The organism is Methanolobus vulcani, from assembly GCF_900100715.1.
GTDB classification, from domain to species: domain Archaea; phylum Halobacteriota; class Methanosarcinia; order Methanosarcinales; family Methanosarcinaceae; genus Methanolobus; species Methanolobus vulcani.
This window is the reverse complement of record NZ_FNCA01000003.1, coordinates 203,194-228,628: the sequence shown is the minus strand read 5'-3', so window position 1 is coordinate 228,628 and position 25,435 is coordinate 203,194. Positions and strand designations below refer to the sequence as shown.

The window sequence follows — 25,435 nt, the reverse complement described above, 5'->3', positions numbered from 1 at the left end:
AACCAACACTATAGTTTTTGGCATAAAAATATACAATAAATTCGTAATGTAATGTGCATTTGGAGCCTAAATTCCACATGAAAATTGCAAAACCCACACATTAAATATTTTTAGTACTATGTAATATAAAAAGAGTTCTGCATATTTCGTGCAACGTATCTTTATTCGCTGTTTGTGTGGGGCAAGATATTAATACTGCCCCGTTTGTAAAAAAAATCAGAAGAAAAAGATAGGTTCGAACTATTTTTTGAGGAAATCATTTTTTTAAAGAAGAATAGCTAAAAAGTAGTGTCCAAGCAGATCTTGCTCAGAGTTTCCTCATCTTGCTATATTCCATAACTGCAGAAACAGGATGTGTATCTACGTTTATGCCAGCTTCTTCAACAGCAGCTACAGAATTAATTCCTACCATTACAGGGATTCCGATCTTTCCTCTTTCAATAGGTGCATAGAGAACATCCTCTCCCGGATCACCTATGGTAAGATGGCCGGAAATATCGTGTTTACTTGCAATATTCAGTAGTTCCTCAGCTCTTGTTGCAGCTGATGCAGGTATCTGGCGAACATTTGCAAGCATTTTTCCATTGCCTGTATCAATGGCTTCGAGAATGGATGTTGCCTTTCTTCTCAGAAATATCTTGATAGGGTCAATTGATGTTCCGTTATATGATATAAGGTCCAGGAAGCCTGCCGGGGAATAGTCCTCCATTTGCATAAGGCCGCCGAAAACCGGAACCACAGGAATTCCATTGTTCAGAAGCAATCCGTCAAAAGTAATACTGCACACTGTTGCAATTGCGACTTTACCATCAGGGACATAAATATCAAGGTCAGTATCCTCTTCAATAATTCCTACTCTTGGACTGATGGTGGCACCATGATCCATGGCATATTTAATTATATCTGTGGCATTGTCAAAGTCATCCTTGTCAATATTGGTAATATTGACGATCACGTTTCCTTTCCCGGTTTCAAGGTCATAGTCTGCCTTGTAGATCAGTTCTTCTATCTTGGTGATGACAAAACCGAATCTGTCACTTATAAGGGCGTCATTGAGCTCTTTCTTTCCACGTTCGGTTATGGTGCGTCCAATGTAACCGTGCTTCTTGGTAAAGCCTCGCTCATCCAGTATCCGCAAATGATACCTGACGGCCCTCTCACCTATTGCATAACCACGGTTATGGAGCTCATCAGCTATAAGGCGTGCACCTAAAGGCTTGTCGCTTTCATTAATGATACGCATTATTTCAACAAGCTTTCTTTCAACGTTTGGATCTGTCATTTTTTCACCAGAAGATGTTCGTCGAAGGACACTTCAACGGCGTATAAGTTATATTTTTGTCTATTTAAGATGTGCGATAAATATATGTTACTGACTTTTATATCCTTCCGGTCCTCAGGATATAGATTACAAGCCACATTCCCAGAAATCCTGCCATAAGAAAACCAATCACTCCCAGTAAAGGTACTCCCCATATGTGTGGCTCCATGCCGGTTTGTATGATAAATGATGAACCAACTATTATGGCTGAGATGATAAGGCTGAATGAAAGACGGTTACTTGCAGCATCTATCTCAGACACGACCCTGTCAAACCCGTGAGGGTCAAAACGCAGTTTTAGGTATCCTCTTTCTGCAATGTTAAGAATATGTCCAATTTGGATTGGTGCTTTATGTAGCACCCTTGCCCAGTTGCTTGCATCCTTGAAAGTGCTTCCTGCAATATTGGTAAGCTTTAATCTGTCCTTAATTGCTTTCTTTGCAAAAGGCTCTGCAATTATCGTCAGGTTGATATCCGGATCCATGAGGCTTCCAAAACTTTCAGCAGTCATCGCTCCCTTGGAAAGCAATGCAACATTGGAAGGCACTCTTACCTGATACTTCCTCAGGAGATTGATCATTTCTTCAAGTATCAAAGCAGTATTAAGTTGCCTTAATGGCCTTCCATAGTATTTGTAGATCAACTGATCAATATCTATCTTAAGTGCAGAAAGGTCTGTGTTCTCATCAATGGAACCCAGTTCTCTGAGAAGTTCGATGTAAAGGGTGGTATCTCCTCTTGTAAGGGCTATCAGGTCATCGATAAGCAGGTTGCGCATGTCCTGGGAAAGAAATCCTGCCATACCAAAGTCAAGAAGTGCTATCCTTCCATCCTTCATGATGAATACATTTCCGGGATGTAGGTCAGCATGGAAAAAGCCGTCATCGTATATCTGTTTCATGAAAGCTTTCAGAACATCGATTGCTATCTCCCTTCTTTCAATTTCCATGCATTCAAGTTCTTCAAAAGAACTGCTTTTTACGCCATCTATGAATTCAAGTGTGAGCACTTTTGCACTGGTGCAGTCCCAGTGGACCTTTGGAATGTATATTCTCGGATCATCCCTGAAGTTGCGTGCAAAATGGTCGGCATTCCTTCCTTCCTGAGTATAATCCATTTCTGCTTTAATGGAACGTTCGAATTCTTCTACAATCCCAACAGGTTGGTAGAGTTTTGCTTCAGGCAGGTGCTCTTCTGCAAAAGATGCGATACTGTACATGATGTCCAGATCGGAATTTATGATTTTCTTTATCCCTGGTCTCTGGACTTTTACAACAACATCTTCACCACTTTTTAATTTTGCACGGTGCACCTGTCCAATAGATGCAGCTGCAATGGGTTCCGGTTCAAAATACTGAAAAATGTCTTTTATTTCAGAACCAAGTTCTGCTCTTATGAGCTTTTCCACTTCTTCGATCCCAAAAGGCTGGACATCATCCTGGAGCTTTGAGAACTCATTTGCATATTCTGGAGGAATAAGGTCCTGACGCATGCTGAGGATTTGTCCAAGCTTTATGTAAGTAGGGCCAAGTTCCTCCAGCATCATCCTGGCTTTCATTGGCCTGGTATCAGTATCCTTGAGAAGCTTTTCCCTTCTTCTGATACGTGATCTAAGTGGCCTCAGACTGCGAAGTCCCATTCTGTCAACAATGTAACCGAATTCATATTTTATGAGCGCATCAACGATCTTTCCATATCTCCTGATCATTGAATATCTGTGGATCTTTCTTGGTTTCATGATGTCCTGGACTTTGATTCTTTTATTTAGATGTATAATTAAATTGTACTGGCTTTATTATTAAATTATCGCACAAGATATTATATTGCAATTATCTTTCAGTTCATGTCACTCAATGTCCGTTCTTAAATTAAAGGGACAGTTATATAATTGCTGAGATCCGAGTATTAATGCCAGAATAAAATGGCTTTATCTATAATACAAAAGGAGTGTGAATAGATGTTATTTTTCGATATAAGCACATGGGATCCGCAGGATAATGAAAAGGTAATTGAACATTTCAAGAATCTCAGACCACCTGCAGGGATAAATGTAATCAATCAGTGGGTAGACCTCAACGGAGGACGCTATTTCATACTTTACGAGGCTGAAAGCAACGAAGCATACGCAGAATTCAATATTCCATGGTCCGATGTCTGTCTTATTGACAGTGTTCCGGTAATGGAATCAACAGATTTTATCAAACTGATGATCTCAAAGGGATTGTAATCCCTTTTTTGATCAATTTTATTTTTCTTTATTCTTTTGTTTCATCTTTCAGGCTTATCACTTTTTCACGATTTCCGATCTTTACTGAGAAATCACCTTTTGGCAGTGTGCAGGTATCATATTTTTGATGGAACTTCCCTTCATCGTCGGCTTTAATGGTCTGGGTCGCCAGAAAATCAAGTTTCACTTCGTTTTCACCTTCAATCGCATTTCCATTAATAACAATTTCATAATTGCCGGGCGGAACATTCTTTTCATAGAACTGTGCAACGCCGTTCTCTGCATCAAAACTGCGCTTGAAGTCAACGAACATCCTCACAATGAAATTAAGATCATGGACTTTCTGTGCCCTGACCTGAAAACTGTTACTTCCTCCTGGAATTCCAACTTTCTTAAAAAGGTATTCGTATTTGTCATTGATGACAGGTGAAGTTATTGAAAATGAAACTGCCATGGTGATAGTTTCACTGGATTCAGTCCTGCCGGTAATATCAAGAACATCTCCCGTACAGGGACTAAGTGGAAAAAAGCTCCACTCCTCCACAATAGCTTCGGGATTTCCTTCCCTGTGTTCACTGGTTAAAGAATAAAGTGCCTTTGAAAAATTTAAAAAGAGGTTGTTATCTTTGCTGAAGGGCACTCCTCCTTTTCAGGTTTAAAGGTCTTCCTTAATGTCAGAGTCTACTAATTTATCTATCTTTGCTTCAAGACTTGCAATTATATCTTTAAGCTCCCTGACCTCATCCTTTGTTGCAATATCTGCCTTGCTGATGGTGTCCTGGACTTTTGATGATATCTTCTTCTCAATATCTTCCTTCTGCTTCTTCTGCTCATCCATTACTTCACGGACAAACTTCTTGCCTTCTTCCTTTTTGATCTCCCCGTTCTCGATAAGATCATCAGTAATATCCTGAACCTTTTCTTCAGTCAGTGCCCACAAGCCAATTCCAAAAAGACCAACTTTCTTCATGACTTCTGTGATGTCTGTAACGTCTTTCATATTAAACCTCCAATGATTAATTACTCAGTGTTACAATAAATATCTTGTTCTGAAAGATGACATCGTCTCAAGCAAAATCGGGAATGGTAAAAAAGACTAACAGGCCAGAAGGCCATTTTTATTAGTTATCAACAAGTTCCTGCAGGTCATGCTCAAGATACTTTGCATGGCTCATCTCAATAAGCTTCTGGCAAACATCTTCTGGATTACCATCCATTGTGATCTCTGCATCGTCTATAAGAATTGCCCTGTGTGCAGCTTCCTTTACAAAATCGGTGTGATGGCTTACAAATACAATTGTAGTACCGAATTTCCTGTTTATGTTCTTCAGGGAATTGGTCACATCCCTGAGTGTTACAGGGTCAAGGTCACCGAATGGTTCGTCAAGCATCAGTATTTCAGGACTTGTGACAAGTGCCAGCGCTATGTAAGCCCTGACGTGTTCTCCACCGCTGATCTGGTATGGTGTTTTGTCCAGAATTGACATTGGAAGGTCAAGGGTTTCAAAGATTTCGGCAGCCTGTGTATCAACTGTACCTTTGGTTATTGTAGGGAAGAGTTTTGCGTAAATATCTATGGATAAACCAATCTCGCGGAGTGTCTTGTCCTTTTCTTCCTCGGTAACTTCGGTCAGCCTGTAAAGGGTATCAAGCTTCTCATCTGAGATTCCAAGTTCAACAGCTTTTTCCCTGGCATATTCAAGTGATCCTTCACCTTTAAGCCGAAGTTTGAATGCAAGCTGGTCTCTTATTGTAGAATGAGGCGACAGCGTGAATTCCTGGTGCATGATGCTCATCTTCCTGCGAAGATCCAGACGCTGTATGGTAAAATCGATTATATTGAGCCACTTTCCTTCATGCAGGTATGTGATCTCTCCTTCTTTAGGGAACCTGAGGCCTTCTATCATTTTTAGCAGTGTTGTCTTTCCGGAACCTGATGGTCCGATAAGGGCTGTGATTTCTCCTTTGTTTATGTCAAGAGAAAGGTCCTCGAACTTCAGGACTTCTCCTACACGCAGGAGTGCAAAGCGGTTTGAAAGTCCTCTCACTTTTATGATAGGTTCCTTACTGGTCATTTCTGCCAGAGGTGTCTGCTCTTTGATATCCTTGAGGAAATGTTTCAGCACATCTTTAGCTTTACCGATTTCAATGATTTTTCCCTCTTCAAGGTAAACAACTTTGTCTGCAAGGTAAAGATGAATTTCCGGAAGGTGTGAAACAACAATAATAGGAATATTAAGTTCTTTTCTGATGTCTTTTATTACATCAAGCATCTCCTGCTTAGTACCGGGGTCGGTCATTGTTACCGGTTCATCAAGGAGTAGAAGTTTTGGTTTTGCTGCCAGCTGACGGGCAAGTATGAGTCTCTGTTTCTCGCCACCGCTTAACAGGTTTGAAGAATGTTTTGCTTTATGGTCAAGTCTTACAAGGCGCATGTAATACATTGCCTCTTCATAAAGCTCATCATAATGGAGTGCATCAGGCTCTGGCATTCCTTCGTGACCTTCTGCAAGGAAATTCAGCCTGCGAATGATATTTTCAACAGCAGGTCCGTTCCATAGTCCGAAATTACGTTGGAGGTGTATAGCACTGTTATGAGTCAGGAATTTGATTTTTTCCCTGTCTGGATCAGATTCTATTCTTTCCCCATTTAGCTCAAAGTAACCGGAGTCAAAGTCCTCAATACCACGGAGTATCTTCAAAATAGTAGTTTTTCCACTGCCGCTCTTTCCGGTAATTCCAAGTATCTCCCCGTCTGCAACATTAAAACTGACATTGTCAAGAACTCTTTTTTTTACACCATTGAACTGGTATTCTTTAACGATATTCTCTACTTCAAGCATTGTCAAACCTCCATGGGTTATTTCGGTCTGAAGGTAAATAATAGATAAACTATAGTAATTATAGAAAAGGAAAATCCTTCAATTACTTCTTTATGGCTGAAACCAGCTCTTCTATCTTAGCAGTAACGTTGGAACTCTCTTCAAGGATAGTTCCTGTGACTATCATGTCCGCTCCTGCAAGGGCGCACATCTTTGCAGTTTCACCATCACGAATTCCTCCGCCAACTATCAGTTTGTTGTCACCGAGGACGTGCTTGACCGCACCTATCATTTCCGGAGTGACCGGCAAATCTGCGCCTGATCCTGCTTCAAGATAAGTATAGTGCATTCCAAGATATTTTCCTGCCAGTGCATATGCTACTGCAAGTTCTGGTTTGTGTTTTGGTATGAGCTTTGCATCACCTACCCATCCTACAGTTCCTCCAGGCTCAACTATAATGTATGCCATGGAGATGGGTTCAATTCCACTCTTATACACGACTGGAGCACCCATTGCCTGATTGGTGGTGATGTAATTAATATCACGGGAATTGAGCAAGCTCATGAAAAATATCGCGTCAGCATGCTTGCTGACACCTGATGCATTTCCCGGGAACAATATTGTAGGCTTGTCTGTTCTCTCTTTTATTTTAAGGAGCGTCTGGTCAAGCAGCACTCCTCCGGCTCCTGTGGAACCACCGACCATAATAGCATCTGTTCCTCCGAGTACAGCAGCATGAGCTATCTCAGCTGCCTGATCCGGAGTCTGTGATGCCGGGTCGATAAGTGTCAAGTGAACTGTACCTTCGCTTTCAGCAATCTTATTAAGGTACTCTTCCACTTGCATGAGAACGATCAGCCACCCTTTGATTCCTTGGACTTCATGCGCAGGCTTTTGCCACCGCATTTTCTGCATCTTGTTGCACGTACTGCATTGCGGGCATTGCAGTCCATACAGATCTTCTTAATCAGTATTCTGTTTTCAGCTTCTGGAAATCTTGCCATTATTTTTCACCTGAATGATTATGATATGTAATTAGGATAATAGGCTGCTTACATGATGCTCAAAACATATAATTGTTTTGGCAAATTCAGCCCTCATTTCATGTCCTATTGAATAGTCCTGAGACTACTTTCTATGGTATAAATATTGCTACTAATTTTCTCTTTTTCAGGACTAAGTATTTATCAAAGTTCATCATTAATAATGAATGATCAACATGACCGATGATGACCTCAAAAATAGAAGAGATGAATGGTACGAGAAAGTAAAGAAAGAAGGTAAGCTTAAGAGGAATCCTACTGAGGATCATAAAGCTGGTTTAAAAGCTATGCAGAATCCTATTCGCAGGCATATTGTTGAAAGTCTTGGTGAGGGAAAAATGACCTTTGATGAGGTCAAGGAAAAGTTTGATCTTAATGATATGCAGGCAAGGCTGAATCTCGATATGCTTGTGGATACCCTATACATCGAAAAGGAAGATGATACGACTTATGTTCTCACAGTACGCGGTGAGGCATTCCTTGAGAATGTTGATCCAAAGCATCTTTAAAGCTAATACTCGACTTTGTAAATCTAATAATGAACCGCAAAAGTAGATTTTACTATATCAAAAAAAGTTTCTAATGGGGTCATCAACCCCATTTTTTAGTTAAAATATCACTCTTTCAATTTCGCAAGCACTTTCTCTCTTGCTTCACGGGCATCGGCACGTCCCTTTGTTTTCTGCATGACCTTACCAACGATGAAGTTAAGGGATTTTTCCTTTCCTCCAAGGTAGTCTGCCACTGCTTCAGGGTTCTCGGCAATTGCTTCTTCAACAGCCGTTGCAACGATGTCGTCTTCCACCTTAAGAAGTCCTTTCTTCTCGACAATATCCTGTGGCTTGCCACCGTCATCAAGGACTGTGCGTATGATCTCAACACCACTCTGCTCAGTGACCTTGTTACCTGTTACAAGCTCGACAACAGCAACGATATCCTCCACTGTGAAAGCATCGATGCTCAGTTCACGATAGTTGAGTTCACCTTTGAGAATATCAGATACCCAGACAGCTGCATCCTTGGGATCAACTTTTTCTGCAACTTCTTCAAAGAAGTTGGCTACCTTTATCTCGGTGGTTAGTGCTCTTGCATGAGTTTCGCCAAGGCCATACTGCTCCATGAAGCGCTCTCTCTTTGCATCAGGAAGCTCCGGCAGTGTCTCACGTACCTTTGGTACTCTGTCTGCAACTCTGAGAGGTACAAGGTCAGGCTCAGGGAAGTAGCGATAATCATGCTCTTCTTCTTTGGTACGCATGGAAATTGTCACACCTCTGGCTTCGTCGAAGTGCCTTGTCTCCATGGTGATCTCGCCACCACGTCTGATGTGGTTCTTTTGCCTCATTATCTCGTAGAGCAGAGCCCTCTCAGCACCCTTGAAGGATGAGATGTTCTTAACCTCAACACGGTCACCCCAGTGTACGGAAACGTTAGCGTCCACCCTCATTGCACCCTCAAGGTCACCGTCGAATACATCAAGGTAATCGAGAATGCTTCTGAGCTTGTCAAGGTAGCGTCTTGCTTCCTTCGGGCTTCTCATGTCTGGCTCACTGACGATCTCGATAAGTGTCATGCCTGAACGGTTGTAGTTGATGAGTGTACCCTTGGATTTGTCAATGCTTCCCATGTGCTGAAGCCTTCCAGGGTCTTCTTCCATGTGAGCACGGGTAATCCCAACAACGTGTTCTCCGTCCTCACCTTCAATGATGATCTTTCCTTCTCCTGCAATAGGGAAATCATACTGGGTTGTCTGGAATCCCTTTGGAAGGTCAGGATAGTAGTAGTTCTTCCTGTGGAACTGGGTCTGCTCCACAATACTACAATTAAGTGCAAGACCTATCTTTATTGCATATTCCACTGCCTTCTCGTTGATAACCGGCAAGGAACCAGGAAGTCCGAGACATACAGGACATACATGGGTGTTTGGTTCGGAGTCATGGTATTTTGTGGAACAGCCACAGAACAGCTTTGTGTTGAGCTTGTTCAGTTGGACGTGGACCTCAAGTCCGATCCTTACTCCGTCAGGGTTCTCGTAAACCATTATGCCACCTCCGGAGGTCTTCTGGTGTGATGATCGGTATTCTGTTCGAAGCTGTAAGCAGCCTTAATGATAGTGTTCTCATCGAAGTGCTTACCAATTATCTGCAGTCCCACAGGCATTCCGTCTGCAAGTCCACATGGAACTGAGATGGATGGCACACCTGCAAGGTTAATAGGTACTGTGTTAACATCAGCAAGGTAAAGTGAAAGCGGGTCATCGATCTTCTCACCAATCTTAAATGCCGGTGCTGGCATGGTTGGTCCCATGAGCACATCAACGTTTGCAAGAGCCTTATCGAAATCCTGCTTCACAAGGGTTCTTACCTTGAGTGCCTTGAGATAGTACTTGTCGTGGTAACCTGCTGAAAGTGCGTAGGTTCCGAGAAGTATTCTGCGCTTGACCTCGTCACCGAAGCCTTCTGCACGGGTCTTTGATGCCATTACATGCCAGTTATCACCATCAACGCGGTATCCGTATCTTGTACCGTCAAAACGTGCAAGGTTTGATGAGGCTTCACTCATGGCTATAATATAATATGATGCCAGGGCATATTTTGTGTGTGGCATGGATACCTTCTCATAGGTGGCTCCCATGTCCTCGAATTTTGCTATTGAATCCCACACTGCCTTCTCGACCTTCTCGTCGATGCCCTCTCCGAAGTACTCTTCAGGAACACCGATCTTCATGCCTTTTACATCGTCCTTCAGGGCATCGCTGTAAGTGTTCTCCCTGTTGATTGATGTACTGTCCCTGTTGTCGTAGCCTGCTACAACATCCATGATTGTTGCAATGTCTGCAACGTTTGTTGCAAGGGGACCAATTTGTTCCAGTGAGTTTGCGTAGGAGATAAGTCCGTACCTTGAAATGCATCCGTAGGTTGGCTTGAGTCCGACGACTCCACAATATGCTGCCGGACACCTGACTGACCCTCCGGTGTCAGAACCCAGGGACACAGGTACTTCACCTGCTGCAACGACTGCTGCACTTCCACCGGATGAACCTCCGGGAACTCTGTCCATGTCCCATGGGTTGAATGTTGGTCCGTAGTAGCTTGATTCGGTGGAAGTTCCCATGGCGAATTCGTCCATGTTCGTCTTCCCAAGAATGACTGCGCCGGCTGCCTTCAGCTTCTCAATTACATGTGCATCGTATGGCGGCACATATCCCTGAAGTATCTTTGATGAGCAGGTTGTGGAGAGCCCTTTTGTTGAAATGTTCTCCTTGATAGCTATCGGTACGCCTGCAAGAGGCCCTCCATGGCCGTTTGCGTCAATCTCACGGGCTACGTTGATAGCCTCTTCTGAGAGGGTGGTGAATCCGTTTATCTTGCTCTTGCCAATGGTTTCAATGTAAGAGGCAGTGATCTCTTCAGCTGAAGAGTCTGCGATTTTCTGTCTGATGCCTGAAATGTCTGTCCATGTTGCCATTTGTCCACCTCACATAATTTTTGGAGCTTTGAAGTTTCCTTCCTGCTTGTGTTCGGTGTTTGCAAGCACTTCTTCCTGTGGCATCGATCCTGTGACTTCGTCTTTCCTGAACACGTTCACAATGTCCGCTACGTGATATGTTGGCTCTACGCCTTCGGTGTCGACCTCATCGAGCTGCCCGAAATATCCCAGTACGGAGTTGAGCTTCTCTGCATACGCATCAGATTCTTTTGCATCGATCTCGATACGTGCGAGCCAGCCTACGTGTTCTACCTCTTCTTTAGTGATCATCGTAAGTTCCTCTAGTTGAATAAAGATAGGGTAATATGTAGTATATTTAAGTCTTAGAAAAGCAGGCGATTATATTAAAAATGTTGGTTAAGCAGTTTGCTCATGTGTGGCAGATAATTAATTGCTTTTTGTGATAATCTATATCTTCTACTGAATTATATTCTACTTCAGGACTTTCGATGAGGGATTTTTAGAGAATGACCAAACATGAAAACCCGTGGATGGATGTTGAAGGCGAGGACATTCCGGCAACAATATCACTTGATCCTGTTCTTTTCAGGTACACACATCCTGATGCCAGTATTCTTGATGTTGCATGTGCCACAGGAAATGTGAGCATAGAACTGGCTTCACATGGATTCCCTGTCACAAGCATCGATATCAATCATGATGCTCTGGAAATGACCGCAAATGCTGCTGTAGATAGTAAAATCTCAATGATTCCTGCATTTGCAAGAGCTACTGCCATTGCTATGCCTTTTGCAGATGAAAGCTTCGATGTAGTCATTATGCAGGCTTTCCTCACGGTTGTAGTTTCAAAAGAAGACCGCTCAAAAATTGTGCGTGAAGCCTGTCGCATCCTTAAACCGGATGGTTACCTCTACATTGCAGATTTCGGACAAACGTGGCATTCGGCAGTTTATCGTGAACGTTACCTCAGGGATCTGCCGGTGACAAAGGAGGAAGGTTCATTTTTAGCTTATGATGAAAAGACCGGTGAGGTTGCTTATACGGCTCATCACTTTACTGAGAAAGAGCTTGTTTTTCTGCTGGTCGAGAATGGGTTTGAGGTGGAGTTTTTCAAGAGGGATACCTTTGTGACGAGGACAGGGAATCGGGTTAATGGGTTTGTTGTGGTGGGGAAAAAATAATCAAATATACTGTGATCTTTTCCATGAAATACAATAAATGTCAAAAAGCTATCATTTTTATTTATATTGAAAAACATAAAACAATGCGGCTATGATTGTAGTCCATCAATCTTTTCTTTTCTATATTTGTAATATTGTTGTGAAATAATATTCCACATATTCATTGCAATTTCTTGTTTTTCTGTTTCATTCAAACCCATAGATTCATATTTTGTGATATCACTTTTAGATTTTATTTTTACAAGTGATTCGTATTCTATTTTCTTTGAATCTCCTATCAATCCAACTTCTACTTTTCTTTTGTCTTCTTTAGCCAATAGTCCCAAAATAAACAAATGTTTATTCTTGCTGTCATAGAATACAATTTCAATGCCTTCTACAAGTGCTCCTCTTTTTTCAAGATTTGCGATTACTTGTTCAATTGTCATCAGTTTTATTTCGTTGCTTCCTTTGAGATGATTATCTTCAAATGAATCAGTTGTAGTCGAGTCTGATGCTTTATTTCTATTATATTTTATTAATCCTAATATCTCATTTTTCTCGTTATTTAACGCCTTTATGAGTTGTAAAAAAAATTCATGCCTCACTTTTGTTGCATTAAATATCGATAAATCTACTTCTATTAATTTAAGTTTGATAGAAGAATCATCTTTAATGATTAAGTTAATAACACTATGAACTACAGAGTAATCTGAACCAAGATTTTGAATTAAATTGAATAAAAATAATCTCCCATGTTTAGATACTTCTACACATGCTTCTTTTTTTTCATGGTTGAAAATGTTGTAACCATGAATGTTTGTAATGCTATATCCAATTTTTATGTAGAGTTTATGGTGGTCCTCACTGATATTTATAAATGTACTTTCTTTTGTGGAGAAGTTTTTGCCGACATGCACATTAAAATAATCTCTTACTTTTCCAAGAGTAATATCTTCTTCAGCTTCTACAATAAAGCCAGTTATTTTTGGATAAGCTTTGATGTCAGCATATTTTTTTAAAGAATTTAATGAATCCAACCCCCAAAAGAAACCACATGCAAATCTTGCAACTGAATCATTTGTATGGGCAAAAGCGAAAATACCTTTTTCCTTCAAAAATTGATGTATATTGTGAAGCCTTATATGGTCACTGTTGAAAAAGAGTTGAAGTTCATGATAATCTTTGAATAAATCATCAGGTATTTTATCATTCATTAACGAAACACCTCTGCTAAGTCTTTTCTAATATTTTGATCGTTCTCTAAACAACTAATTTCTATTTTCTTTTTTGAGTTTTGTTCCCAATCAGACAAGTAACTCTTGTATATCTCCTTTTTTGTATAATCTGAATTTGCTAAAATTATTCTATCAATATCATGATATTGATATCTTCCGCAAAAATTTTCAAGCAATTTAAATGATAAAGGTGAAGGGACATCGAAAAAAAGTATGTTTTTTATCGTGTTATTATTTTCATGTGTCTTAAATGGAATTATGTCTGAAAACAAATATGATAATGATAACTTGCTTTCATAACCATTGGTAGCGTGTTCTCTATAATATGGATAATAGAATTCGATATTATTATATTCTCTTTTTAAGTGGAAAAAAGTGCTAATTCTATCATTTGTCAAAACAAATATTGTGGGGAACATATCTCCATTTTTCAATCCTGAAATTTGATATTCCATTAATACTTTCTTACATTTTTCATTGTCAAAATTAGTAAACCTATAGCAAAGAATTCCGTATTTAAAATAGTTGATATCTTTTTCTTGAATTTTAGGATCATCATGTAAGTTTTTTGACAAAAGAGCGCTTTCAATCTTATGCTTTAGTACATCTATGTCCTTAGTTAGCCTGCCTTTATTAAATAAGGTTTCATCTCTTATGCCTTTCACTTCTACAATTACTCCGTGACGGAAGGAATCACGTAAAAATGGTTCATACATGCCATATAAAAAATCAAATCCACGGTTTTCTTCTTTATCAGTATCAACATTCAAAAATTGAACATCAAAATTATTGTAAAGAAGCTCCCACTTTAGAAAATTAGAAAAAAAAGCTCTGATCTCATTTTCACGAAAATCTGAAAGAACATTCTTACCTTCAGGACCATCTGTATTAATAGACATTTATAACCTTCCTGTCAATGCGGTATCTATGAAATAATTAAGTATATTGATGTTATCTTCTCTGAAGCAGTTAAACAAAAATGATCCATTTCGATCAATAGAAATAATGGAGTCAGTGTCGTCATATATAATTGATAACTTTATTTTATCCACTTTTGGTCCGTATTCAGAAACAATTTGCTGAAGAATTTCAAGATCCTTTATTTCTGCAATATATTTTCCAACAATTATATCTTTAAATATGAATCCATTTATGACAACTTGTTCACTATGTGTTATTATTTCAGACGTGGTCAATTTATCAATTAAGTTTGTAAAGTCTAACTCAAAAGAAGATATTAGGTATCCAAATTGACTCATAAATTTTCTAACGAAAAAATCAGATTGTGCTTTGTTAGAAAACACAATCATTCTTTTACTTTTAATATCAATTTCAAATGTGATCTCTTTGACTCTTGTTTCTGTTTTTAAAGTATAGTCTCCATTGAATTCTCCATAGGTAATTGGGACCTCATGCAAATATTGGAATAGAAACTTTCTCTCATCAGAAGAACTTAAGAGTCGGAATCCTCCTGATTTATTCAATGGTAAAAAGGGTACTTGCAGTATTTTTTGAATATCTATTATGCCGAAAGTACTGGGGAGTATTTTCACGCTTGCAGTTCTAAAACTATATTCCATATTCTCCCGTTGAAATGATTATATACATACAATAAATATTTTACTATATTGTATGTGGCTGTATAAATTGAACTAATAAATTTAGGGATACCTCTATTAAAACTATGCCAGTTGACTCTTTTACTATGTTATTTTTATTGCTTGCTTTCACTCCAAAAATCAGTTTGTATAATAGCATCTAATGAAATCTCAGCTCAATTGACTGCTCTAAAACCTCTCGCTGCATTATGCAGTTCTCCTACCTACAAAAAAGTAAAATTTTATTCATTTCCTTCTCGACCTGAAGAGAAAAACAAATGAACATTGCCGGTTAATATTTACCACAAAAAGAGCCGGTTGTGTATTTACATAGCCACTCTTTTCCAGGAGTTGATGCTTATTACTCACATAATTGTTGATCAGGATCTATGCACAGGCTGCGGTATTTGCACAAAAGTATGTCCGCCGCGTATAATTGAGTTGGTTGAAGAATCAAATCTTCCTCAGATACAGGAAGCAAACGTTCTACGCTGCATCAAATGCGGACATTGTGAGGTTTTTTGTCCATCTCAGGCGCTGATTCTGGATCTGCGTCCAGATGAGAAAGTCGCACTTCCTGACGGCGTTGGTGATATCTCAACTGAAGATATAGGTTTCTATCTTAAGAAACGCAGGTCTGTAAGGCATTTTACAAAAGAACCTGTTCCACGGGAGAAAATACTTGAGATACTTGATATTGCCCGTTATGCTGCATCGGGAACCAATGGCCAGCCGGTTCAGTGGCTCGTTGTTCATGACCCGGAAAGAGTCCGGAAGATTGCCGGACTCACAATCGAATGGATGAAAAGCCTTGTGAACACCTCCCATCCAATGAGTGGCTACGTACCTTCACTGATTTCAGCATGGGAGAATGGAAATGATGTCATTTGCCGGGATGCACCACATTTGCTTTTCGCACATATTCCGGAAGAAAATCCGATCGCATCTGTTGATGCCATAATCGCCCTCACGCATTTTGATATCACAGCACCGGCATTTGGAATAGGTACATGCTGGGCTGGCTTTGTTGCTGCGGCTGCCACATCTTACGAACCTCTTCAGAAAGAACTTGGTTTTCCTGCAGGAAGGAAAAGTGCTTATGCAATCTTATTCGGAAATCCTCTGTATAAAATATATGGAATCCCTCGCAGGAAGCCTCTTGAGGTTACATGGCAGTAATTCTCTTTAAAATGAATTTCAATTGAATATTAAAAAACATCTTAATCAAAAAAGTAAGTTAGTCCTGCAATGACCTTGCAGGAATATCTTATTTATGCAAATGGGTGTGCTGCACTGTCCTTTTTAGCAAGTGCCTCATCAACGGTAGGAGTTCCATCAACTGCACGCTTGATCGCAAGTTTTGTAGCTTCGTAGTTGAATTCGTAGATCTTATCCTTGTCCTTTGCATCCCACTCGATGAATACTGAAACAATGATTAGTAGGTCTTCAGCTTCTTCCTTTGGAATAACTCCTTCATCGACACTGTCCATCACAGCTTTTGCAATAGATGCCTGTGCAGGTCCAAACATCAGGGATGCCTGTGCCACATTCTTCATTGTCACCTTGTTTACAAGGAGTGTTGCAGGTTTTGGTGTAACATTTGGTTCAAGTACAGCAAGTAAAGGAGAGTGTCCCTGTCTTGGCATTGCAAGGGAATTCATAAATGCAGTTTCAACAGCACTTCCTTTTCTGCCTATCACAAGGTCTATGTGTGCAACTTCCGGTCCTTCACCAACTAAGGCTTCGCCTACAAGACTATTTACTATTTTTGTCATTATTTCACCTCAATCAGAACTTTGCAGAAATGTATTGTATGATCTTTTATCCATAAGACATTTCTACCGTTCCTTATTTTCACATCACCACATAAACAGGAGAACATGTAAATAGTTATTCTAACCATTTGGTAACCTGGTGAGAAATCATGGGAGACCTGGAACGCAGTCCTATAGATCTGGCAATAAAACTAATAAGCAAGAAATGGACGCTAAACATCATCAGGGATATGTTCTGTGGAAAAAAGCAATTCAATGAATTCCTAAAAAGTAATCCAAAGCTTAGCAGCAAAGTCCTATCTACTAAATTGCGTCAACTGGAGCAGGACGGGTTGATAGAAAAGGTAATTGTATCCAAGACACCGGTAACCATAGAATATCATCTGACAGGTAAAGGAAGAAACCTTAACAAAGTGCTTTATGAGCTCTCCGGATTTGCGTATAAGGAGTGTGCAGACGAGTCAACTCCTGCATGTACAGAACACAGCTATGAGCTGACTAAAGAACTGTTGAATATAGAGGATTAGATATTTCCCTGCAACATAGCTGCCAACGCAACGATTACAAAGACAGCAAAAGTAACTATCATTGCTATAATAGCTTTCTTTTCATCCTTATCATTCAAGTTCTGGCTATTTGGATTAGCCATAAGCAGCACACATATTGGAAGGCTTAGTGATATACCCCAAAACAAATATTTTACTTCATGATAACTTACTATTCCAATGGCTGTAGCAGCAATAAGGGCAATGTAACTCCATCCTATAGTAACAAAAGAGGCTATTACTGTTTTTTTATTGATGGAAGGGATTAATGCTAAACTAACTTCACTCATCAAATAATATTCTGCAACAACATTATAAAAAGTTATTGCAAAATTTAAAAAAATAGTTGTTTATAATTTTTCTCTGCGGTGGATGGGATACATCTGTATCTTCTTCATCTTTGCCAGGTTAAGGGCGTTCTTCATTTCCTTTTCTTCAAGCAAACGTGACGTAATATATCCATTGTCCACGGCTTCGTTGAAGATCTCATATCCAATACTGGAACGTGCAAGCACTGTGGTCCATCCCTGAGGTGTGCCAACACCGCCAAATGAGATGTCTGCATTCTCAGCTGCCATATCCGTACAATATTTACATGAACTGCTCCTGTACTGGTCAAATTCCTCAAGCGGGAAAACCCTGAGTTCATCCTGTGTCTGGAACTCGAATTTACCCTTGCGGATCTTCATTGATTCAATATCAGCAAGATTCATTTCTCTGTTCTCAACGAACTCCTTGATACCTTCATAGTAGAAAGTATCCATGCAGAACAGACCCATTTTAAGGATATTTGCTCTCATGAAATGGTGCAGGAATCCCTGCGGGCTTCTCTGCATCTTGGTTACCGCATCGATATTACAGCTTGGTCCGACAAAAGCAATGCTTCTCATGCCTTCTTTAACAGCGTCCATCAAAGCTTTCAGGGTCATACTGTGACTGTAAATACTGCCGGAACCCTCCAGAATGTCCTCGTAGGTCTTTGCAACAATCGGCACAGGTTTCCATGGCTCTTCCTCCGACCTGGTTGTTACAATAGCACAGTCGATGAGCCCTTCATCAAGTGCATAGCCAAGCGTGGCAGTCACAACGCCTCCATCCTGTCCTTTCAGTTCAGGAAGAGCTGACTTTGCACAGTAAGCATGACGTAACTTACCAACCAGTCCGGCTTCAGTCGTAATCGTTCTTGGACACTGGTTGTAACAAACACCACACGCTGTACACTTATCTACAAGAGTGGGTTGTTCATCCTTAATAACAATAGAATCACAGGAAGCAGCGCAGGCTCCGCAAAGAGTACAGATTCCAGGCTTGATAATTTCCTTCCTGAGCTTTCCAAAAGAGATCTTTTCCTGTTCAGCGATAGACTTCTTCAGGCGTATGACTCTTTTTTCAACGATATCAAATTTGTCTTTACATTCAGACGAGCAGAAACGATATTTTTTCCCTGCATAATTCACAGAATATGAGGTGTCTTCCTGCACTTTGTTTTTACAGATAGGATCGATAGGCATCTTAATCTCCCAGGATCGCGGATGTCCTTAGTATAAATCCGTATATTGTTCTTATTGTATAAAACTAAATTTGAATTTAATAATCATGATGGTTCGCTGCATAATGATTATTAGTTATAATTATTATTTATGAGAAAATTCGGGGCACAATGTTTTTACACGATATGTTATATCAAGTAAACTTGTTTTTAAATCATTGAATGTGTGTTTTATGGCATAATTCAGTAAACAAATACCAACTGGAACAGAAGTGACCCAAATGGTAAAAACCAACACAAACAAAGACCTGCTTAAAGAGAAAGGTTTCCTTTCCCAGAGACAGGACGATTTCTTTTCAATGCGCCTGCACGCTGCGGGTGGAAATCTGACATCTGACTACCTCAGGGCAGTTGCAGATGCAGCGGACCGTTATGGCAAAGGCTATGTTCATGTAACTTCCCGCCAGGGGATCGAAATTCCGTTCGTCCATCTGGATGATACCGAAGCTGCCAGAAATGAAATGGATTCTAAAGACATAGGACCAGGAGCTTCAGGAAAGAAAATACGTGCCGTAGTTGCCTGCCAGGGAGACAGAGTATGCAAACGCGGACTCATCGACTGTCAGGGAATATGTGAAGAAATAGATAATCTCTATTTTGCAGAGCCAGTACCATATAAATTCAAGATTGCAGTAACAGGTTGTCCTGCATCATGTCTCAAAGTCCAGGAGAATGATTTTGGTATCATGGGATTCTCTGAATCGGTCTTTGTGGAAGAGAATTGTGTAATGTGCAGAGCCTGTGAGAAAGTATGTGGCGTGTCTGCTATTACAATAGAGAATGGAAGTCTTTATCTGGATATGCATAAATGTGTGTCCTGTGGTTCATGTATCAGAGCTTGCCGCAAAGATGCCATGCAGAATCAGGAGCAAGGATATACAATATTTGTCGGTGGCAAAGTAGGTAAAAGACCACGCATGGGTGATATGCTGCTCAGGACATCCGACAGGTCTGTGATCTTCGATGTGCTCGAAAAATCCATTAATTATTACCGTGAGAATGCTCAGGAAGGAGAGAGACTCGGTGATGTGATCGACCGTGTTGGTCTGGATGCGTTCAGGGAAACAATAAAGTATCCCTGATAAGTATCTTTCATATATCGCCTTATACGAGGTGTCGGAATTCTAAGTAGTTCCGGCAAACAAAAAACGACCATTATTCTGGTACTGGAGCACTCATGAACGCAGAAACCAAAGCTCAGCTTATATCAGTGGGTTCCGTGAATATGGACCCAAAACTCATCCACTGGTTAACCATTCCAACAGCAGGTCCCGGAGCCGGGAACGTTGCTTTCTTTTTCAACTCGGAAGGACACCGTGTACGTCTTGCTGTAAAAGAGACTTCTCCTCTGGAAGCTAAAATGGAGGGTGAGGACCTAGTAATAAGGAAAGACGGTGTTGAGATTGCAAGAGGCAGCATTGAAGAAGAGCTTATCCACTGTCCTGATCAGGCATTTATAACCATGTGCGAAAAATGTATTTATGATTGTAAGTTCTGTCCGGTTCCCAAACTCAATGGAAAGGTCAAGAGTATGGATCAGATGCTTAAGATGGTCGCAGAGGCTCATGAAACTGGCAGGATGAACGCTATTTCAATTACTTCCGGTGTGGAAATCTCAGCTGAAGATGAGGTTGACAGAGCCGAAGAACTCATTCGCAGGCTCAGGGAAAAATACAATGTACCAATAGGAGTCTCAGTCTATCCCACGGATGATTCAACCCGCAGACTCAAAGCAGCAGGCGCTGACGAACTTAAATACAACGTTGAGACCATGGATCGCAAGCTCCACGCAAAATTATGTCCGGACCAGGACCTTGAATACCTGCTCGATGCTCTCAGGGAGGGCGTGAAGGTGTTCGGAAAGAACAAGGTCTGTTCCAATTTCATAATCGGTCTTGGAGAAACCGACGAATCAGCAGAGAAAGGAATTGAAGAACTCGTTTCTATCGGTGTTGTTCCGATCCTCAGGGCGGCTGCACAGCATCCTTTGCGCAAGGACGAGGTAACAGTGAAAAGGCCAACAGCTGAAAGACTGCTTCACCTTAACCGTTTCCTGAAGAAAAAGCTGGATGAGTATGGCCTGCGTGCCGATACTTTCGATACCATGTGCCTGCCGTGTACGGGTTGTGATATCAATCCTCATGTTGATTTAGAAGATTGAACAAGACACTTTCTTTCAGGATGGTGCATATGCATCATCATGCAAAAATCTATTTATAAATCCAAAAAATCTATAAGATTAGTTAGTCTGATTATTGCTCATGGAATCATTTGAAATTACAGGTAAATGGTGGTTACCCAACAAACCAGAAAAAAAAGTACATGGTACTTTGAACTATAGTCCATCAAGTGGAGGGGAACTAAAAATAATTGGTCTGCTTCACGATAGGCCCAAAGTTATTTCAGATGGAAGTGAGTTTCAAGATGAAGACCTTATTTTAGGTATGGCAGAGGGGCGATTCATTACATGCTATAAATGCCGTAAAATAAAGCATTCTTTTTCTTTTATTCAAGGAATTGATGAAGGAACACTTGTTTTCGATGTTGAGTTTATATTTGAAGGTTATCATTTTTTGAGAGAAGATGATATATTATTTGATGAAATTTCAATCAATTATTCAAATCTTGAACATTGGCTGCTAGATTTCCCTCTCAGCTTTGAGGAATATTTTGATGCCAGCAACAATGAGACTAAATTATCTTTTAAAGCACAAAAAAGTGAGATAAAGCTATATGAATCATCTGAATTAGCTTTGTATTTGAAAACGAATCTAAATTACAAAAGAAGTAAATATTCCAGGTCATTGAACCAAATTACATATTTCAAAATCTTTTCCATGGATACTCTTCACTTTAAAGATTGGATGGATGGAATATTGTTCGATTTGAAAAAGCTTATCTCATTTTCATTGGATGTTCCGATATATCCTATTTTGATTAAGGGTAAAAGAAATGACCATAAAAGAATACATGAATTCACCAAAAAAGAACTATTATTGCCAATCAATATCTTTTATAAAACAAACCAAACAACTGAAAAAGTATATGCATCTAGTCTTATATTCTCATATAAAGACATAAAAGAAAAGACTTCTGTTTTTTTCAGTAATTGGTTTCGAATATCTACAGATTTGAGGCCAATGATTAACTTATATAATGCAAATATACAGAATAAAAAAGCTTTAGAAACACAATTTTTAAATTTCACTCAGGCTGTTGAAATATATCATCGAAGAACATTTAGTGAAAGTACCTATATTGAGTCTGAGTTATTCGATGAACTCTTTACTGCATTATGTGACATAGTTAATGATAAAATTAAAAATGCTGATGCAAGAAATACATTCATCAAGAAAATAAGCTACATAAACCAACATTCTTTAAGAAGAAGAATAAAAGAAGTTCTAAGACAACTAAAGGAAGATGACTTTATTGATTGGGATGATGGTGAATGCAGATTGTTTGGAGACAAAGTATCTGAACAAAGAGATATTCTCACTCATTATGAAAAAGAAAGGGCAGATAAGCTTGATTACAAAGAATTAGCTGAGTACACCATGAAAACAAAAGAAATTGTTAGAATATGCATTTCTTATGAACTATCAAAGTACTAACTAATTTGTGTTTTAATTCAAATTAGCAGTGGTTCTGTATAATCAATCATTAGTAATCTTTTTTATTTCATCCACTTCTCAATAATGCCCGGCCAAACCGAAGCCGCCACTATCATACTAAGCATAAAAACAAAGATCATACCTGCAATGATATCGACCTGACTGTACAGTGGAACATCTCTTGAGCCATTCACTGCAAAGGAGAGCACTGCAAAAATTATCACAAGCGCAAGTGAAGAGACAACGCTGGCAATGAAAGCATATTTCCCTTTATTTTCCGAAACATTATCCATTGATCATCTCCTCCTTTATTTTATCCTGCTTCTCTTCATCAGCAGTGAATTGGTCGTAACCGATACAGAACTCATAGCCATGAATGCGGCAGCCAGTTCAGGAGTGATCACTATTTTACCGATGAACGGATAGAGTATTCCTGCTGCAAGTGGTATTCCGATGCTGTTATATCCCAGTGCCCAGAAAAGATTCTGTTTGATCTTGTTCATTGTCAGGCGACTAAGCCTGATGGAGGCCAGCACATCTCTTATATCATTCTTTATCAGGACGATCTGCGCAGATTCCATGGCAATATCAGTTCCGGCTCCCATGGCAATTCCAATGTCTGACTGTGTGAGAGCAGGCGCATCATTAATACCATCACCGACCATTGCAACAATTCTGCCTTCATCCTGAAGCTTTTTGATCTCTGAAGCCTTGTCTCCGGGAAGAACCTCTGACAAAACTTTCTGAATTCCAAGCTGTGCTGCAATGGCATCGGCCGTTCTCCGGTTGTCACCGGTTATCATTACAACTTCAATGTTCATCTTCTGAAGTTTTTCAACGGCTTCCTTTGAGTTTTCCTTGAGTGTATCTGCAACGGCAACAAGTCCAATTGCCTGTCCGTCCATTGCAACTATCATGGCAGTCTTGCCTTCGGATTCAAGCTTTTCCATGTCAGAGTTTAGTGATGAGCTATCAATATCATTATCTTCCATGAGCTTGCGGGTTCCAAGCAATACTTTGCTACCGTCAATTGTTGCTTCGATCCCGTGTCCTGCAATTGAATTGAAATGCTCGATGTTCTTCAGGCTGAGTTCTTTGTCCTCGGCAGCCTTTACAATAGCTTCTCCGAGAGGATGTTCGGAGCCTTTCTCGGCACTTGCTGCGATTGCAAGTATTTCGTCATTGCCGTGTCCTGAACTAAGTATTATATCTGTAAGTTCAGGCTTGCCTTTTGTCAGGGTTCCGGTTTTATCAAACACAATAGTATCAATCTTCAGTGTTGTCTCCAGGGCTTCCCCGCCTTTGATTAGAATACCATTCTCAGCTCCCTTGCCAGTTCCCACCATGATGGCTGCAGGTGTTGCGAGTCCAACAGCGCATGGACATGATATTACAAGAACTGTGATCGAGATTAGCAGTGAGAACAGGAACGGACTTGAGATTCCGGAGTTCATTGCGGCATTGAATCTTTCATATCCAATAAAGTACCAGAAGAAGAATGCTGCAAGTGCGATAATGTGAACTACTAGAATGAAATGACCTGCAACAACATCGGCAATACGCTGTATCGGTGCTTTTGAGTTCTGGGCGTTTTCAACAAGCTCGATAATTCTTGCAAGGGCAGTATCAGCACCAACATTGGTTGCCCTGAATTTGAGTGCTCCTGACTTGTTGATGGTTGAACCGATGACCATGTCCTCAATGTTTTTCTCAACAGGTATGCTCTCACCTGTTATCATGGATTCATCAATAGCAGAAGAACCTTCAGTAACAACGCCGTCAACCGGAATTTTCTCGCCGGGTCTGACAAAAACGATATCATCAACCTGTACATCCTCAACCGGAATTTCTTTTTCCTCACCTGCAACGATGATACGTGCGGTCTTTGCCTGGAGTCCGATGAGCTTCTTTATGGATTCGGATGTCCTTCCCTTTGCCCTTGCTTCAAGGTATCTTCCAAGGGTTATGAAAGTGATAAGCATTACAGCGGTGTCATAGTACACATGCTGGTAACCAGGGCCAAGGTTCAGGTAGGTAGCTGCAATACTGATAACATAAGCAGCGCCGGTTCCGGTGGCAATGAGCAGGTTCATGTCAGTAACGCCATGCCTCAGGCCTTTGTAGGTACCGACAAAGAACTGTCTTCCCGGGAACACCATTACAATGGTTGCCAGCAAAAACAGCAAATTCTTGTCCGAAAAGAAACCCGGCACAAACCCGAAGTACGCAGGGAACATATTGCTCATGTTTCCAAGCATTATAGGAATAAGAATAACAATGGATATCAGCAAGTTGTTTCTCTGGCTACGTATCTCTTTTTCTCTTTCTTTTCGTTCCCTGTCTTCAGCTTCATATCTGTCAGCAGGCAGGGAAGCTGTGTATCCTATACCCTCGATGGCTTTTCTCATCTCATCAACTGAGACAAGTGATGAATTGTACTCAACCTGTGCTCTTCCGGTAGTGATATTCACATTTACAGCACTGACACCTTTTAGTCTTTTCAGGATCTTTTCAACATTTTGTGAACAGGATGCACACTTCATGCCTCCTACTTCCAGCACGACCTTGTCTCTCACCGCATGGTAGCCAATTCCATCAATGGCTTTTTCCATATCTTCAAGACTGACAAGTGCGGGGTCATAGCTGACCGATGCTCTCTCCATTGGCAGATTTACTGAAGCTGATACAACTCCATCAAGCTTCTTCAATGTTTTTTCCACATTCTGTGAACAAGCGGAGCATTGCATTCCTGATACTTTGAAGGCGATTTCCTCAACAGAACCGGGTTCGATTTTAGTCATTTCCGGTTCATCGTCCTCTATTATTATCGGACATGCAGCTTCCTCATCTGCAACAGGAACTGTGCAGGCATCTTCTCCGACTTCATACCCTGCATCTGTGATCGCTTGTTTTATCTCTTCGATACTGATGTTTTCAGGATTGAAATCAACCGATGCATTCTCATCCTCAAGGCTGACCTCTACAGAATTCACTCCCTCAAGAGCTGATATTGCATCAGTGACACGCTTATGACAGTGCATGCATGTCATGCCATAGACTTTGATATTAGCTTTCATTTGTTGAAAAGAAAAATA

26 protein-coding genes are annotated in these 25,435 nt (G+C 40.4%); 8 read left to right on the top strand and 18 right to left on the bottom strand.

Annotated elements, in window-relative coordinates; translation table 11 throughout:
- Positions 1-307: 307 nt before the first annotated feature.
- Both BLP52_RS05970 and BLP52_RS05965 read right to left on the bottom strand, forming a co-directional pair.
- The gene (locus BLP52_RS05970; RefSeq protein WP_091709552.1) at positions 308-1,282 is read right to left on the bottom strand and encodes a DUF128 domain-containing protein; all 975 of its coding nucleotides are present in this window, start codon (positions 1,280-1,282) and stop codon (positions 308-310) included.
- Between the two features lie 97 nt (positions 1,283-1,379).
- Positions 1,380-3,059 (bottom strand): ABC1 kinase family protein, encoded by a 1,680-nt coding sequence (locus BLP52_RS05965; RefSeq protein WP_091709551.1) that lies wholly within the window; start codon positions 3,057-3,059, stop codon positions 1,380-1,382.
- A 219-nt stretch (positions 3,060-3,278) separates the two neighbouring features.
- Between BLP52_RS05965 and BLP52_RS05960 the strand changes: the two genes are divergently transcribed.
- Positions 3,279-3,548: a DUF3303 domain-containing protein gene (locus BLP52_RS05960; RefSeq protein ID WP_091709550.1), complete on the top strand. Its 270-nt coding sequence runs from the start codon at positions 3,279-3,281 to the stop codon at positions 3,546-3,548.
- 28 nt (positions 3,549-3,576) lie between these two features.
- Here the strand turns inward: BLP52_RS05960 and BLP52_RS05955 are convergent, their stop codons facing one another.
- The 5 genes from BLP52_RS05955 to BLP52_RS05935 form a co-directional block, all read right to left on the bottom strand.
- Positions 3,577-4,188 (bottom strand): hypothetical protein, encoded by a 612-nt coding sequence (locus BLP52_RS05955; RefSeq protein ID WP_091709549.1) that lies wholly within the window; start codon positions 4,186-4,188, stop codon positions 3,577-3,579.
- 15 nt (positions 4,189-4,203) lie between these two features.
- Positions 4,204-4,548, bottom strand: a complete 345-nt coding sequence (locus BLP52_RS05950) for a phasin family protein (protein ID WP_091709548.1) — start codon at positions 4,546-4,548, stop codon at positions 4,204-4,206.
- Between the two features lie 121 nt (positions 4,549-4,669).
- Positions 4,670-6,391: an ATP-binding cassette domain-containing protein gene (locus BLP52_RS05945; protein WP_091709547.1), complete on the bottom strand. Its 1,722-nt coding sequence runs from the start codon at positions 6,389-6,391 to the stop codon at positions 4,670-4,672.
- Positions 6,392-6,473: 82 nt separating this feature from the next.
- Positions 6,474-7,217: a phosphoglycerol geranylgeranyltransferase gene (locus BLP52_RS05940; protein WP_091709546.1), complete on the bottom strand. Its 744-nt coding sequence runs from the start codon at positions 7,215-7,217 to the stop codon at positions 6,474-6,476.
- 8 nt (positions 7,218-7,225) lie between these two features.
- Entirely contained in the window at positions 7,226-7,375 is a 150-nt protein-coding gene (locus BLP52_RS05935) for a 50S ribosomal protein L40e (RefSeq protein ID WP_023845608.1), read from the bottom strand.
- Positions 7,376-7,581: 206 nt separating this feature from the next.
- On the opposite strand from BLP52_RS05935, the gene BLP52_RS05930 reads away from it, so the two are divergent.
- The gene (locus BLP52_RS05930; RefSeq protein ID WP_238380739.1) at positions 7,582-7,923 is read left to right on the top strand and encodes a helix-turn-helix domain-containing protein; all 342 of its coding nucleotides are present in this window, start codon (positions 7,582-7,584) and stop codon (positions 7,921-7,923) included.
- A gap of 107 nt (positions 7,924-8,030) precedes the next feature.
- Here BLP52_RS05930 and gatB read toward each other — a convergent pair whose 3' ends face one another.
- Genes gatB through gatC form a run of 3 tightly spaced genes read right to left on the bottom strand, consistent with a single transcriptional unit; the run spans position 8,031 to position 11,170 of the window.
- Complete coding sequence (gatB, locus tag BLP52_RS05925) at positions 8,031-9,452, bottom strand: Asp-tRNA(Asn)/Glu-tRNA(Gln) amidotransferase subunit GatB (protein WP_091709545.1); 1,422 nt, start codon at positions 9,450-9,452, stop codon at positions 8,031-8,033.
- Entirely contained in the window at positions 9,452-10,879 is a 1,428-nt protein-coding gene (gene gatA, locus BLP52_RS05920; RefSeq protein WP_091709544.1) for an Asp-tRNA(Asn)/Glu-tRNA(Gln) amidotransferase subunit GatA, read from the bottom strand. Before gatA ends, gatB begins: the two co-directional genes overlap by 1 nt.
- Positions 10,880-10,888: 9 nt before the next feature.
- Complete coding sequence (gene gatC / locus BLP52_RS05915) at positions 10,889-11,170, bottom strand: Asp-tRNA(Asn)/Glu-tRNA(Gln) amidotransferase subunit GatC (RefSeq protein ID WP_091709543.1); 282 nt, start codon at positions 11,168-11,170, stop codon at positions 10,889-10,891.
- Between the two features lie 197 nt (positions 11,171-11,367).
- On the opposite strand from gatC, the gene BLP52_RS05910 reads away from it, so the two are divergent.
- On the top strand, positions 11,368-12,042 hold the full coding sequence (locus BLP52_RS05910) for a class I SAM-dependent methyltransferase (protein WP_091709542.1): 675 nt from the start codon (positions 11,368-11,370) through the stop codon (positions 12,040-12,042).
- Between the two features lie 89 nt (positions 12,043-12,131).
- Here the strand turns inward: BLP52_RS05910 and BLP52_RS05905 are convergent, their stop codons facing one another.
- From BLP52_RS05905 to BLP52_RS05895, 3 genes are read right to left on the bottom strand one after another with little or no spacing between them, the layout of a single operon-like run.
- A complete protein-coding gene (locus BLP52_RS05905) occupies positions 12,132-13,238 on the bottom strand; it encodes a hypothetical protein (protein WP_091709541.1) in 1,107 nt (368 codons plus the stop codon).
- Complete coding sequence (locus BLP52_RS05900) at positions 13,238-14,158, bottom strand: hypothetical protein (protein WP_091709540.1); 921 nt, start codon at positions 14,156-14,158, stop codon at positions 13,238-13,240. Before BLP52_RS05900 ends, BLP52_RS05905 begins: the two co-directional genes overlap by 1 nt.
- Positions 14,159-14,839: a hypothetical protein gene (locus tag BLP52_RS05895; protein WP_091709539.1), complete on the bottom strand. Its 681-nt coding sequence runs from the start codon at positions 14,837-14,839 to the stop codon at positions 14,159-14,161.
- Between the two features lie 372 nt (positions 14,840-15,211).
- Between BLP52_RS05895 and BLP52_RS05890 the strand changes: the two genes are divergently transcribed.
- The gene (locus BLP52_RS05890) at positions 15,212-16,036 is read left to right on the top strand and encodes a nitroreductase family protein (RefSeq protein WP_238380738.1); all 825 of its coding nucleotides are present in this window, start codon (positions 15,212-15,214) and stop codon (positions 16,034-16,036) included.
- Positions 16,037-16,128: 92 nt separating this feature from the next.
- Here BLP52_RS05890 and fae read toward each other — a convergent pair whose 3' ends face one another.
- Complete coding sequence (gene fae, locus BLP52_RS05885; protein WP_091709538.1) at positions 16,129-16,632, bottom strand: formaldehyde-activating enzyme; 504 nt, start codon at positions 16,630-16,632, stop codon at positions 16,129-16,131.
- A gap of 149 nt (positions 16,633-16,781) precedes the next feature.
- Here fae and BLP52_RS05880 point away from each other — a divergent pair, with 149 nt between their 5' ends.
- Positions 16,782-17,159 (top strand): winged helix-turn-helix transcriptional regulator, encoded by a 378-nt coding sequence (locus tag BLP52_RS05880; protein ID WP_091709537.1) that lies wholly within the window; start codon positions 16,782-16,784, stop codon positions 17,157-17,159.
- On the opposite strand, the gene BLP52_RS05875 is transcribed toward BLP52_RS05880, so the two are convergent.
- Together BLP52_RS05875 and BLP52_RS05870 are read right to left on the bottom strand one after the other, a co-directional pair.
- The gene (locus tag BLP52_RS05875; RefSeq protein ID WP_091709536.1) at positions 17,156-17,467 is read right to left on the bottom strand and encodes a hypothetical protein; all 312 of its coding nucleotides are present in this window, start codon (positions 17,465-17,467) and stop codon (positions 17,156-17,158) included. The two genes, BLP52_RS05880 and BLP52_RS05875, sit on opposite strands and share 4 nt — an antisense overlap.
- Before the next feature lie 60 nt (positions 17,468-17,527).
- On the bottom strand, positions 17,528-18,688 hold the full coding sequence (locus tag BLP52_RS05870) for a Coenzyme F420 hydrogenase/dehydrogenase, beta subunit C-terminal domain (RefSeq protein ID WP_091709535.1): 1,161 nt from the start codon (positions 18,686-18,688) through the stop codon (positions 17,528-17,530).
- Between the two features lie 259 nt (positions 18,689-18,947).
- On the opposite strand from BLP52_RS05870, the gene BLP52_RS05865 reads away from it, so the two are divergent.
- From BLP52_RS05865 to BLP52_RS05855, 3 genes are all read left to right on the top strand, one after another.
- The gene (locus BLP52_RS05865; protein ID WP_091709534.1) at positions 18,948-19,808 is read left to right on the top strand and encodes a 4Fe-4S binding protein; all 861 of its coding nucleotides are present in this window, start codon (positions 18,948-18,950) and stop codon (positions 19,806-19,808) included.
- Between the two features lie 95 nt (positions 19,809-19,903).
- Complete coding sequence (locus BLP52_RS05860; protein WP_091709533.1) at positions 19,904-20,887, top strand: radical SAM protein; 984 nt, start codon at positions 19,904-19,906, stop codon at positions 20,885-20,887.
- A 100-nt stretch (positions 20,888-20,987) separates the two neighbouring features.
- Entirely contained in the window at positions 20,988-22,340 is a 1,353-nt protein-coding gene (locus tag BLP52_RS05855) for an ApeA N-terminal domain 1-containing protein (protein ID WP_091709532.1), read from the top strand.
- Between the two features lie 62 nt (positions 22,341-22,402).
- On the opposite strand, the gene BLP52_RS05850 is transcribed toward BLP52_RS05855, so the two are convergent.
- A complete protein-coding gene (locus tag BLP52_RS05850) occupies positions 22,403-22,633 on the bottom strand; it encodes a hypothetical protein (RefSeq protein WP_091709531.1) in 231 nt (76 codons plus the stop codon).
- A 15-nt stretch (positions 22,634-22,648) separates the two neighbouring features.
- Positions 22,649-25,417 (bottom strand): heavy metal translocating P-type ATPase, encoded by a 2,769-nt coding sequence (locus tag BLP52_RS05845; protein ID WP_091709530.1) that lies wholly within the window; start codon positions 25,415-25,417, stop codon positions 22,649-22,651.
- Positions 25,418-25,435: the final 18 nt, after the last annotated feature.